Source organism: Streptomyces rubellus (genome assembly GCF_036323805.1).
Classification (GTDB): domain Bacteria; phylum Actinomycetota; class Actinomycetes; order Streptomycetales; family Streptomycetaceae; genus Streptomyces.
The window spans coordinates 18,722-31,057 of the sequence record NZ_JAZDCX010000012.1 but is presented as its reverse complement, the minus strand read 5'-3'; the positions used below and the strand labels follow the sequence as shown (position 1 = coordinate 31,057).

Genomic DNA, 12,336 nt, shown 5'->3' with positions numbered 1-12,336 from the left:
ACGTCCACTGCCTGTGCCCCCGTCGCTTGACGGGGGCACAGGCAGTGGGTTGCATACGTTGTGTGATCGTGCACCGGGCTCCATCGGCTCCACCCCTCTCCTCCGTCGAGCACCATGAGAACCGCGAGGGCCGGACACCGTGGACCCGGTGATCGTCGTCGGCGCGGGCCCGGTCGGACTCGCGCTGTCGCTGGCGCTCGCGCGCCACGGTGTCCCGTCGGTGGTGCTCGACGCGGGTGACGGCGAGGTGGAGCCGCGCGCGGCACGTACCTGTGTGCTGCGGCCCGACACCGCCGCCCAGGTCGCCCAGGTGTTCGCCCTGGGCGGCGCCCGGTGGGCGGCCTGGCGCACCGAGCGGCGCCGGCAGCCGGTGCGGCGGGTGGAGCTGGACGCCGCCACCTCCCCGGTGCATCTGCAGCAGTACGCCCTGGAGCGGAGCCTGCGGGCCGCCCTGGAACAGGAATCGCTGGCCCGGATCGTCACCGGGGCATGGCTGGACGAGCTGGAGCAGGACGAGCGGGGGGTGGCGGCGCGCACCCGGGGCCCGGACGGCACCTGGTGGCGCGGCAGTTATCTGGTGGGCTGCGACGGGGCCCGTTCCACGGTGCGCAAACTGCTCGGCATCCGCTTCCCCGGGCGCACCTCGGTAGAGCGGCACGCGGTGGCGGCGCTCCGGGTCGGGCTGCCCTGGGACGGCGAGGCGCTGCTGCACCGCGAGCTCCCCGGCCGGGGCGACGAGGCGGTGGCGCGTCCGCTGCCGAACGGGGTGTGGCGGCTGGACTGGCTGCTGCCGCCGCGCGGCGAGCTGGTCACCCCGGAGGAGCTGCTGGACCGGATACGCGGCACCCTGACCGCCTGGTGCGGCGAGGTGCCGCCGTACGAGCTGCTGGACACCGGCGTGTACACCGCGCACCAGCGGCTGGCCCGGCGCTGGCGCGCGGGACGCGCCTTCCTCGCCGGGGACGCGGCGCGGCTGCTGGGCGCGCTGGGCACCCAGCCGGTCGACGAGGGGCTGCGGGACGCCGCCAACCTCGCCTGGAAACTGGCGCTGTGCTGGCACCGCAGGGCGCCGGAGGAGCTGCTCGACAGCTACGGGGCCGAGCGCCGGGGGGCGGTCGGGGCCCGGCTGCGCGCCCTCGACCAGGCACTGCCGCTGGTTCGCGGGAGCGGCGGGCTGCGCACCCTGCTGCCCGGGGGCTCCCGGGGCCGGCTCGACCTGCTGACGGACGGGCACCTGGGGCACGGACCGCTGGGCGCGCCGCCCTGCTACGAGCACTCGCCGCTGACGCCGGACGAGGGCACGGTGCCCGGTGCGGTGGCGGTCGGAACCACGCCGGGCGCGCCGGTGGCGGACGTGGCGGTGACGGCCCTGGACGGCACCAGGGAGCGGCTGTGGCAGCGGCTGGGCCGCGGTCTGCTGGTGCTGCTGGTGGCGCCCGGCACCCGGGTGTGGGACAGCCGCCACTGGCTGTCGGCCGGGCTGATGCCACAGCTGGCCGCCGTGGTGGAGCGGCTGCCGCTGGCCGCCGAACTGCTGGTCACCGAGAGCTATCCGGGCGCGACCGCCCACACCGTTCTGGTGGTGCGGCCGGACGGGCATCTGGCGGCCGCACTGCCGGGGGCCCGGACGGACGAGCTGCGTGCCTGCGCCGAGGCGGTCCGCGGGGCTTTGGCCCGGGAGACCGGCGGGGACGGCAAGGGCAACGAGGGCGGCGAGGAACGCGGGAGCGGCCAGGACGCCGCCGGGTCCGGCGCGGGGCGGACCGGGCGCTCGGCGGACCGGCCCTGACCCGTACCGTCTCCGGCGCTCAGCCGCCCGTTCCCGGCCGGGTGGCGGCACGCCCACTTCCCCAAAGATTTTTTGCAAAAATAGTTTTGCAGAGTGCTTCCGGCGCCCTACCCTCCCTCCATGGCCGACGAGAAGACGGACCGGGCACGCACTCGCGTACTGCACCCCGAACGGGACGCGGCGGCGCTGAAGGCACTCACCCACCCACTGCGCATCCGGCTGCTCGGGCTGCTGCGGGAGGACGGGCCCGCGACCGCGACCGAGCTCGCGGAGCGGACCGGCGAGTCCTCCGCCTCCACCAGCTACCACCTGCGGGTACTGGCCAGGCACGGCTTCGTCGCCGAGGCCGGGAACCGGGACGGGCGGGAGCGCCGCTGGCGGTCGGTGCACACCGACACCGCCTGGGACAACGCGGCCATGTACGCCTCCCCCGCTGGGCGGACGTCCCTCAGCGCCGTACGCGGCCTCCAGATCGAGCATCTGGCACGCACCCTGCACCGCCATGAGGAGGACCTGGCGGCCGGACGGCTCGGGCCGCAGTGGCTGGAGCCGTCCGGCATCAGCGACCGGCTGGACCGGCTGACCCCCGAGTCGCTCACCGAACTGTGGGAGACCCTCCGCCGGAAGGCCGACGAACTGGCGGCGCGCGACGAGGGCGATCCGCGCGCCGAGAAGACCGTCCTGCTGTGGGCCGGGCTGCCCCTGGCGGCGGGCCGCCCCGGCGCCCCGGGCTCCGGCACGGAAACGGACACGGAAACGGGCACGGACGCGGACGGGGAAGCCGCCGGCGGTGACGACCGTCCCGGCGCCCACCGCCGAAACGGCACGGCATGACCGCGCCGCTGGATCCCGCGACCGCCCGGCGCCGCTTCGCCGCCGTCACCTTCCTCTTCTGGCTCCCGGTCGGGCTGTACCTGCCCGCGATGGTCCTGCTCTTCGGCGAACGCGGTATGAGCCTCGCCGCCGTGGCCGGACTGTTCGCCGTGCAGTCCCTCACCGTCACCGTGCTGGAGCTGCCCACCGGCGGACTGTCCGACGTCGTCGGCCGCCGCACCGTGCTGGCCGCCGCGGGTGTGCTCACCACTGCCGCCCTGGTCCTGCAGGCGCTGGGCACCACGTTCTGGGTCCTCGCCCTGGGCGTGGTCCTGGCGGGTACCGGCCGTGCGCTGTCCAGCGGTCCCGCCGAGGCCTGGTACGTGGACACCGTGCAGGCGCACTCCGGGCCCGGCGCGGAGCTGCGCACCGGGCTGGCCCGCGGCAACACCGCGTCCGCCACCGCGCTGGCGCTCGGCACCCTGTGCGGCGGCGGTCTGCCCTGGCTGCTGGGCCTCGGCCCGGATCCGGGCGCCCGGCTGGGCGAGGCCACCGCCGGACTGGTGCTGCCGCTGTCGGTCCCGGCGCTGCTGGGGGCGGCCGTCGGAGTGGTCTTCACGGTGTACGCCCTGACCGCGCTGCCCGAACCGCCCCGTCCGCCGGCCACTGTGCGGGGGGCGCTCCGGGGGATCCCGGCCACCGTGCTGGGCGGGCTGCGGCTGGGCGGGCGGAACGCCCTGGTGCGCCGGGTGCTGCTGAGCGCCGCCGCCGCGGGGACCGCGCTGGCCGTCATCGAACTACTCGCCCCGGGACGCTCCGCCGAACTGACCGGGGCGCCCGAGTCGGGTGCGCTGCTCTTCGCCGCCCTCGCCTGCGGCGGCTTCGTCTGCACCGCTCTCGGCAGCCACTGCGCACCGCCGGCCGCCCGTCTGACCGGCAGCGGGGAACGCGCCGTCCTGGCCGGCCTCGGGACCGGGGCGACGGGCCTGCTGCTGCTCGGGGTGACCGTGCCGTGGTCCGGACCGGTCGTTCTGGTCCTGGCCGCCACCGGCTATGCCCTGGTTTACTTCGGCCTCGGTGTGGCCGGTCCCAACGAGAACGAACTGCTGCACCGCCGGGTCGGCAGCGCCGGCCGTGCCACCGCGTTGTCCGTCCAGTCCCTGGCCCTGCAGTCGGCCGCCGCGCTCGCCACTCTGGCCGCCGGTGCCCTGCCACGCGGCCCGCTGCCCTGGCTGCTGGCCGGTGCGGTCCTGCTGACCGGCGCGCTGCTGTGGATCCGCCGGGCCGGCTCCGGGGCCACGGCAGCCCCTGCCGTACCGGCGCCGCCCACCGGGGACGCCGTGCTGCCGCCCGCCGGGGACACCTCCCGGGTGGGGTGATCCGGGATACCCATGGGCGATTCGGCTGGCCGGAGCGCCGCCCGGCCGGCTCCGCTCAGCCCATCCCCTACAGGCCGTACTCCGGCTCCGCCAGCTCCTCGCCCTCCGCCTCCAGCGCCTCCCGGACGACACGCAGGGCGAGCCCTTCCGAATACCCCTTGCGGGCGAGCATCCCGGCGAGGCGGCGCAGCCGCCTGTCCCGGTCGAGCCCTCTGGTGGCGCGCAGCTTGCGGGCCACCAGAGCTCGGGCGGTCTCCTCCTCCCGCTCCGGGTCGAGCCGTCCGACGGCTTCGTCGACCAGGCCGGGATCCACCCCCTTGTGCCGCAGTTCCCTGGCGAGGGCACGGCGGGCCAGGCCCCGGCCGTGGTGCCGGGACTCCACCCATGCCTCGGCGAACGCCGCGTCGTCGATCAGGCCGACGTCCTCGAACCTGGAGAGCACCGATTCGGCCACGTCCTCGGGGATCTCCCGCTTGCGCAGCGCCTCCGCGAGCTGGCCGCGGGTGCGCGGGGTGCCGGTGAGCAGGCGCAGGCAGATCGCCCGCGCCCGCTCCTCCGGATCACCGGCCGGAAGGCCCTCCTGGCGCCCCGCCACGACTCAGCTCTTGGCCGCGGCGCTCTTGGCCGCCTTGGCCCGGGTGGCCGGTGCGGGCACCGCCTTCGCCGTGGCGGCGGCGGCCGCCGCCGGGACCGCGTCGGCCACCGGGGCGTCCGCACCCGGCTCGGTCTCGGGAGTCTCCTTCTTCGGGCCGATGCCCAGCTTCTCCTTGATCTTCCTCTCGATCTCGTTGGCGAGGTCGGGGTTGTCTCGGAGGAAGTTGCGGGCGTTCTCCTTGCCCTGGCCGAGCTGGTCGCCCTCGTAGGTGTACCAGGCTCCGGACTTGCGGATGAAGCCGTGCTCGACGCCCATGTCGATCAGGCCGCCCTCACGGCTGATGCCGACGCCGTAGAGGATGTCGAACTCGGCCTGCTTGAAGGGCGGTGCGACCTTGTTCTTGACGACCTTGACCCGGGTGCGGTTGCCGACCGCGTCGGTGCCGTCCTTGAGGGTCTCGATACGGCGGATGTCGAGCCGCACCGAGGCGTAGAACTTCAGCGCCCGGCCACCGGTGGTGGTCTCCGGGGAGCCGAACATCACGCCGACCTTCTCGCGGAGCTGGTTGATGAAGATCGCGGTGGTCTTGGACTGGTGGAGCGCACCGGTGATCTTCCGCAGCGCCTGGCTCATCAGCCGGGCCTGGAGGCCGACGTGGGAGTCGCCCATCTCGCCCTCGATCTCCGCGCGCGGCACCAGGGCGGCCACGGAGTCGATCACGATCAGGTCGAGGGCGCCGGAGCGGATCAGCATGTCGGTGATCTCCAGCGCCTGCTCGCCGTTGTCCGGCTGGGACAGGATGAGGGAGTCCACGTCCACACCCAGCCGCTTGGCGTACTCCGGGTCCAGCGCGTGCTCGGCGTCCACGAAGGCGACGGTGCCGCCCATCCGCTGGGCGTTGGCCACCGCGTGGAGGGTCAGGGTCGTCTTGCCGGAGGACTCCGGGCCGTAGACCTCGACCACCCGGCCGCGCGGCAGACCGCCCACCCCGAGGGCCACGTCGAGAGCGGTCGACCCGGTGGGGATGACCTCGATGGGCTCGTTCGGCCGTTCGCCGAGACGCATCACGGCGCCCTTGCCGAACTGCCGTTCAATCTGTGCGAGCGCGGCGTCGAGCGCCTTCTCGCGGTCGGTTCCTGCCATGGGTGCCACCCGGTTTGCTTGAGTCGATCGCTTCACGTCAAACGACGCTAGCGCCTGCCACTGACAACGGGTCCGGACACCGCCCGGTCCGCCCAGCCACTCTATGAGAATAGTTGTTCGATTTTTGTGTCAAGCTGCCCCGAAGTCCTGTGGAAAAGCGGAAAACCCCAGGCCGGAGAGGGGGCAACAGCACAACACGCCCGACCGCCGGGGGCTCACCTCAGCTCGGCGGGGACGTCCACGGCCCGGCAGACCGCGCGCCAGACGTCCTTCGCCTCCCACCCCGCCTCCAGCGCCTGGTGCACCGTCCGCCCGCCGAGCTCGGACATCACATGATCACGTGCGAAGGAGTCGGCGTACGCCGCACCGAAGTGGGCCGCCATCCGCTCCCAGAAGACCGTCAACCGCATGCCCCCAGTATCAGCGGTGCGGTCCCGGGCACGGGCACGGACGGGCCCGCCGTCCTCTCACCCCAGGGCCCGCACTCCCGCGGTGACCAGGACGGCGGCGGCCACCACCACCAGGAAGGGAGCGCGCAGCACCAGGGCGACCGCCGCCGCGGCGACACCCGCCGCCCGGGCGTCGACCACCAGCGCGCCGCCGTCCCCTCCGAAGGTCTGCTGCGCGGTGAGCGCCGCCAGCAGCGCGACCGGCAGCAGGGCCGCCAGCCGCCGGACCAGCGGGCGCTCCAGAGCCCCCGCGGGCACCGACAGTCCCACCAGCTTGACGAGGTAGCAGCCGACCGCCGTCGCCGCCACCGCGATCCAGACGCTCACCGGGCACCTTCCTCTCCCGGGCCCTCGTCCGGCCCTTCGCGCCTCTTCTCCCGCCGGCCGTGCACCAGCAGCACCAGCGGGGCGGCCAGCGCCGCCACCAGTACCGGAACCCCGGCCGGAAGCACCGGCAGGAACGCCAGGCCCAGCAGTACCGCCAGCCCGGCCGTGGCCCGTTCCACCGCCGTCCGCAACATGGGGGCGAGCAGCGCCAGGAAGACGGCCGGGCCGGCCGCGTCCAGCCCCCAGGCGCCGGTGTCGCCGAGCGCGGCGGCGCCCAGCGCGCCGAGCAGCGTGGTGAGGTTCCACAGCAGGTACAGGCTGGCTCCGGTGACGGCGAAGCCGAGCCGGGCCGTGCGCGTGTCGCGCTGGGCGAGGGCGACGAGGGAGGTCTCGTCGATGACCCACTGGGCGGCCAGCGGCCGCACCGCGCGCGGCAGCCGCAGCAGGGTGGACAGCCGCAGCCCGTAGAAGGCGTTGCGGACCCCGAGGAAGAAGGCCCCGGCCGCCGCGGTGAGCGGGTTTCCGCCGGCGGCGAGCGCGCCGACGAGGGCGAACTGCGAGGCGCCGGTGAACACCAGCAGGCTCAGCGCGCAGGTCTGCGCGAGGCTCAGGCCCGCCCCCGCGGAGGTCACCCCGAAGGCGAAGCCCGAGAGGCCGACGGCGACGCCGACCCCCAGCGCGTCCCGGACGACGGCGCGGTCCCCGCCACCGGGCGGGTCCGTCACCTGCTCCGTCACCTGCTCCTGCACCGGCTGTACGGCACCGCCCGCGGCTCCCGTGGCGGGACCCGGCGCGTCCGGTGTCTTCTGGATCATCTCGTTCCGCTCCGGCACGAAGTGATGGTACGTGCGCCGTTCCCGCACGTTCCTGGGGGTTCCCGCCGGTGGACACCGGCGGGTACGTCGGCGACCGGCGGAGGCACCGACCGGAGTGCGGCCGGCCGGGGGCGCGGCGGTGTCAGAGGGCGGGTGCAGGATGGACCCCATGGACCGGGCACCGGCTCTCGACATGTTCTCCCCCGCGACCCGGGCGTGGTTCGCGGGGGCGTTCCACGCGCCCACCGCCGCGCAGGAGGGCGCCTGGCGGGCGATCGCCGAGGAGCGGGACGTGCTGGCCGTCGCACCGACCGGCTCCGGCAAGACGCTGGCCGCCTTCCTGGCCGCCCTGGACCGGCTGGCCGCCGCGCCCCCGCCCGCCGACCCGCTCCGGCGCTGCCGGGTGCTGTACGTCTCACCCCTGAAGGCGCTGGCGGTGGACGTGGAGCGCAATCTGCGCAGCCCGCTGACCGGCATCCGGCAGGAGTCGGTGCGGCTGGGGCTGCCCGAGCCCGACATCCGGGTCGGCATCCGCTCCGGCGACACCCCGGCCGCCGAGCGCCGCGCGCTGGCCCGGCGCCCCCCGGACATCCTGATCACCACACCCGAGTCGCTGTTCCTGATGCTCACCTCCGCCGCCCGCGACGCCCTGCGCGGGATCGAGACGGTGATCCTGGACGAGGTGCACGCCGTGGCCGGGACGAAGCGCGGCGCCCATCTGGCGCTCTCCCTGGAGCGGCTGGACGAGCTGCTGGACCGCCCGGCCCGGCGGATCGGCCTGTCGGCGACGGTCCGGCCGGTGGACGAGGTGGCGCGCTTCCTCTCGCCCCGGCGCGGGGCGCGGATCGTGCAGCCGGCCGCGCAGAAGGAGTTCGACCTGTCGGTGGTGGTGCCCGTGCCGGACATGGGCGAGCTGGGCGGCTCCCCGGCGCGGGAGGCCGGCGGCGAGGGCCCCGGCGGGCAGGGCGACCGGCCGTCGATCTGGCCGTCGGTCGAGGAGCGCATCGCCGACCTGGTCCAGGCCCACCGCTCGACGATCGTGTTCGTCAACTCCCGGCGGCTGGCCGAGCGGCTGTGCAACCGGCTGAACGAGATCGCGTACGAGCGGGCCACCGGCGAGCCGCTCCCCGAGGACCACTCCCCGGCGGAGCTGGCAGGAGGCTCGGGCACGGCCGGGGGCGCGCCGCCGGTGCTGGCCCGCGCCCACCACGGCTCGGTCTCCAAGGAGCAGCGGGCCCAGGTGGAGGAGGACCTCAAGGCGGGCCGGCTGCCCGCCGTGGTGGCCACCTCCAGCCTGGAGCTGGGCATCGACATGGGCGCGGTGGACCTGGTGGTCCAGGTGGAGTCCCCGCCCTCGGTCGCCTCCGGGCTGCAGCGGGTGGGCCGCGCCGGGCACCAGGTGGGCGCGGTCTCCTCCGGGGTGGTCCTCCCCAAGTACCGGGGCGATCTGGTGCAGGCGGCGGTGGTCACCGAGCGGATGCGCGAGGGCGCCATCGAGTCCCTGCGGGTGCCCGCCAATCCGCTGGACGTCCTGGCCCAGCAGCTGGTCGCCATGACCGCCCTGGACACCTGGGACGTGGACGAGCTGCTGGCGGTGGTGCGGCGCGCCGCACCCTTCGCCTCGCTGCCGGAGTCGGCGTACACCGCCGTGCTGGACATGCTCGCCGGGCGGTATCCGTCCGACGCCTTCGCCGAGCTGCGCCCGCGTCTGGTGTGGGACCGGGTCGCACACACCGTCGCCGGGCGCCCCGGTGCCCAGCGGCTGGCGGTCACCTCGGGCGGGACGATCCCCGACCGCGGGCTGTTCGGCGTCTTCCTCGCCGGTGCCGACCCGAAGAAGGGCGGCGGCCGGGTCGGGGAACTGGACGAGGAGATGGTCTACGAGTCCCGGGTGGGCGACGTGTTCACCCTGGGCACCACGAGCTGGCGCATCGAGGACATCACCCGCGACCGCGTCCTGGTCACCCCGGCGCCCGGAGTTCCGGGCCGGCTGCCGTTCTGGAAGGGCGACCAGCTCGGCCGCCCGCTGGAGCTGGGCCGGGCGCTGGGCGCGTTCCTGCGCGAGATCGGCGGCCTGCCCGCCGGGGCCGCCCGCGAGCGGCTGGCCGCGGCCGGGCTGGACGAGTGGGCCGCCGACAACGTCCTGTCCTACCTCGGCGAGCAGCGCGAGGCCTGCGGGCACGTCCCCGACGACCGCACCGTCGTCGTGGAGCGCTTCCGCGACGAGCTGGGCGACTGGCGGATCGTCGTCCACTCCCCCTTCGGCGCCCAGGTGCACGCCCCCTGGGCGCTGGCGCTGGGAGCGCGGCTGACCGAGCGGTTCGGCCTGGACGCCCAGGTGATGCACGCCGACGACGGCCTGGTGCTGCGCCTGCCCGACGCCGACCTGGCGGGCTTCGGCCTCGACGACGCGTTCGGCGAAGGGTTCGGCGGCACTCCCGGTGACGGGCCGGGCGACGGCTTCGGCGCCGCGCCCGGAGCCGGCCCCGGTGCGGGCCGGGGCCCCGCCGACCCCGACCAGCCGCCGGTCGGCGCCGCCGACGTCGTGTTCGACCGGGAGGAGGTGGAGCGGATCGTCACCGACCGGGTCGGCGGCTCCGCCCTGTTCGCCGCGCGTTTCCGCGAGTGCGCCGCCCGCGCCCTGCTGCTCCCCCGGCGCGATCCCGGCAGGCGCACCCCGCTGTGGCAGCAACGGCAGCGCGCCGCCCAGCTGCTGGAGGTGACCAGCGAGTTCGGCTCCTTCCCCATCGTCCTGGAGGCCGTGCGCGAGTGCCTGCAGGACGTCTTCGACGTCCCCGGGCTCACCGAGCTGATGGGGGACGTCGAGACGCGCCGGGTGCGTCTGGTGGAGGTCACCACGCCCGAGCCGTCCCCGTTCGCCCGCTCCCTGCTGTTCGGCTATGTCGCGCAGTACCTCTACGAGGGCGACTCCCCGCTCGCCGAGCGCCGGGCCGCCGCGCTGTCGCTGGACTCCCGGCTGCTGGCCGAGCTGCTGGGCCGGGCCGAGCTGCGCGAGCTGCTGGATCCGGAGGTGCTGGCCGAGCTGGAGCGCGAGCTGCAGTGGCTCCCCGCGGCGGGAGAGGCGGAGACGGACGGCGGGGTCCGCCGGATCAAGGACGCCGAGGGCGTCGCCGACGCGCTGCGCGTCCTGGGTCCGCTCACCGACGCCGAACTGGCCGAGCGGGGTGCCGGGCCGGAGTGGGCGCGGGAGCTGGCCCGGGCCCGCCGCGCCATCGAGGTCCGCATCGCGGGCCGGGAGCACTGGGCGGCGATCGAGGACGCCGGACGGCTGCGGGACGCCCTCGGCGCGGCACTGCCCGTCGGTGTGCCCGAGGCGTTCACCGAGCCCGTCCCCGATCCGCTGGGCGATCTGCTGGCCCGCTACGCCCGTACCCGCGGCCCGTTCACCACGGCCCGGGCCGCCGGGCGCTTCGGGCTGGGCAGCGCCGTCGCCGACGGCGCGCTGCACCGGCTGGCGGCCGCCGGCCGGCTGGTCCAGGGCGAGTTCCACCCCTCCGGCACCGAACAGGAGTGGTGCGACGCCGGTGTGCTGCGCCGGCTGCGCCGCCGGTCCCTGGCCGCGCTGCGCCAGGAGCTGGAGCCGGTGCCGCCCGCGGCGCTCGCCGCCTTCCTCCCCCAGTGGCAGCAGTTGGGCGAACAGCCGGGCACGGGCGGGCTGCGCGGCGTGGACGGGCTGCTGCGCGCCGTCGAACAGCTCCAGGGCGCGCCCGTGCCCGCCTCCGCCCTGGAGAAGCTGGTCCTGCCCTCCCGGGTCACCGGCTACCACCCGGCGATGCTGGACGAACTGACCGCCACCGGGGAGGTGGTCTGGGCGGGCGCGGGCGCGCTGCCCGGCAAGGACGGCTGGGTCCGCCTCCTGCTCGCCGACGCCGCTCCCCTGCTGCTGCCGCCCCCGCACCCGCTGGAGGCGGGCGAGCTCCACCGGGCCGTGCTGGACGCGCTCTCGGGCGGGTACGGGCTGTTCTTCCGGCAGATCGCCGAACGGGTCCGCGCCGCCGGTCTCCAGGTGGCCGACCCGGAGCTGGCCGAAGCCCTCTGGGAGCTGGCCTGGTCCGGACACCTCACCAACGACACCCTCGCCCCGCTGCGCGCCCTGCTCGGTTCCGGCCGCACCGCCGGGGCAACGGCGCACCGCGCCAGGCGGAGCATCCCCCGCGGCCGGTACGGCGCCCTGACGGCGCTGTCCTCCCCGGCGTCGTCGGCCTCCCTCTCCGCCCGTCGTCCCGCCGCCTCCCGGAGCGGTCCGCCGACCGTGGCGGGCCGCTGGTCGCTGCTGTCCGAGCGGGAGGACGACCCCACTCTCCGCGCCCACGCCCTGGCCCGCACCCTGCTGGACCGGCACGGCGTGGTCACCCGGGGGGCGGTCGCCGCCGAGGGGGTGGAGGGCGGCTTCTCGGCCGCGTACCGCGTGCTGTCGGTCTTCGAGGAGAGCGGCCAGGCCCGGCGCGGCTACGTGGTGGAGGGCCTGGGCGCCGCGCAGTTCGCCGTGGACGGCGCGGTGGACCGGCTGCGCGCGATCGCCGCGGCCCGCGAGAAGCCGACGGGTGCCCGGCCGCGTGCCGCCGTGCTCGCCGCCGCCGACCCGGCCAACGCCTACGGTGCCGCGCTGCCCTGGCCGGAGCCGCCGCCCGCCGGAGGTGCGGCGGACGGCCGGAGCACTGCCCGCAGAGCGGCCCACAAACCGGGCCGGAAGGCGGGTTCCCTGGTGGTCCTGGTCGACGGCGAGCTGGTCCTCTACCTGGAGCGGGGCGGCAGGACGCTGCTGGCCTGGCGGGACGGGGGCCCGCCGCTGGACGCCGCGGTCGAGGCGCTGGCCGGCGCCGCCCGCCGGGGAGTGCTGGGCACCGTCACCGTGGAGCGCGCCAACGGCTCCCCCGTGCTGGGCTCACCGCTCGGCCGCGCCCTGGAGGCGGCGGGCTTCCACGCCACCCCGCGCGGGCTGCGGCTGCGCGCCTGACATCAGCCGGCGGGCCGGGGCGGCAGGCGGCGTGCCACAGTGGGAGCG

Annotated in this window: 9 protein-coding genes; 4 read left to right on the top strand and 5 right to left on the bottom strand. The window is 75.9% G+C overall.

The window, feature by feature from the left end:
• Positions 1–139 precede the first annotated feature (139 nt).
• From V1L54_RS15875 to V1L54_RS15865, 3 genes are all read left to right on the top strand, one after another.
• Complete coding sequence (locus V1L54_RS15875) at positions 140–1,789, top strand: FAD-dependent monooxygenase (RefSeq protein ID WP_330118654.1); 1,650 nt, start codon at positions 140–142, stop codon at positions 1,787–1,789.
• A gap of 120 nt (positions 1,790–1,909) precedes the next feature.
• Entirely contained in the window at positions 1,910–2,623 is a 714-nt protein-coding gene (locus tag V1L54_RS15870) for a helix-turn-helix domain-containing protein (RefSeq protein WP_330118653.1), read from the top strand.
• Positions 2,620–3,981 (top strand): MFS transporter, encoded by a 1,362-nt coding sequence (locus tag V1L54_RS15865; protein ID WP_330118652.1) that lies wholly within the window; start codon positions 2,620–2,622, stop codon positions 3,979–3,981. Before V1L54_RS15870 ends, V1L54_RS15865 begins: the two co-directional genes overlap by 4 nt.
• A 67-nt stretch (positions 3,982–4,048) precedes the next feature.
• Here the strand turns inward: V1L54_RS15865 and recX are convergent, their stop codons facing one another.
• From recX to V1L54_RS15840, 5 genes are all read right to left on the bottom strand, one after another.
• A complete protein-coding gene (recX, locus tag V1L54_RS15860; protein ID WP_330118651.1) occupies positions 4,049–4,576 on the bottom strand; it encodes a recombination regulator RecX in 528 nt (175 codons plus the stop codon).
• A 3-nt stretch (positions 4,577–4,579) separates the two neighbouring features.
• Positions 4,580–5,719, bottom strand: a complete 1,140-nt coding sequence (recA, locus tag V1L54_RS15855) for a recombinase RecA (RefSeq protein ID WP_330118650.1) — start codon at positions 5,717–5,719, stop codon at positions 4,580–4,582.
• A 215-nt stretch (positions 5,720–5,934) separates the two neighbouring features.
• Positions 5,935–6,129, bottom strand: a complete 195-nt coding sequence (locus V1L54_RS15850) for a DUF3046 domain-containing protein (RefSeq protein ID WP_100200073.1) — start codon at positions 6,127–6,129, stop codon at positions 5,935–5,937.
• Between the two features lie 57 nt (positions 6,130–6,186).
• Complete coding sequence (locus tag V1L54_RS15845; protein WP_330118649.1) at positions 6,187–6,495, bottom strand: AzlD domain-containing protein; 309 nt, start codon at positions 6,493–6,495, stop codon at positions 6,187–6,189.
• Complete coding sequence (locus V1L54_RS15840) at positions 6,492–7,310, bottom strand: AzlC family ABC transporter permease (RefSeq protein ID WP_330118793.1); 819 nt, start codon at positions 7,308–7,310, stop codon at positions 6,492–6,494. The genes V1L54_RS15845 and V1L54_RS15840 overlap by 4 nt, the downstream gene beginning before the upstream one ends.
• Before the next feature lie 169 nt (positions 7,311–7,479).
• Here V1L54_RS15840 and V1L54_RS15835 point away from each other — a divergent pair, with 169 nt between their 5' ends.
• Positions 7,480–12,288, top strand: a complete 4,809-nt coding sequence (locus V1L54_RS15835; RefSeq protein WP_330118648.1) for an Lhr family ATP-dependent helicase — start codon at positions 7,480–7,482, stop codon at positions 12,286–12,288.
• Positions 12,289–12,336 lie beyond the last annotated feature (48 nt).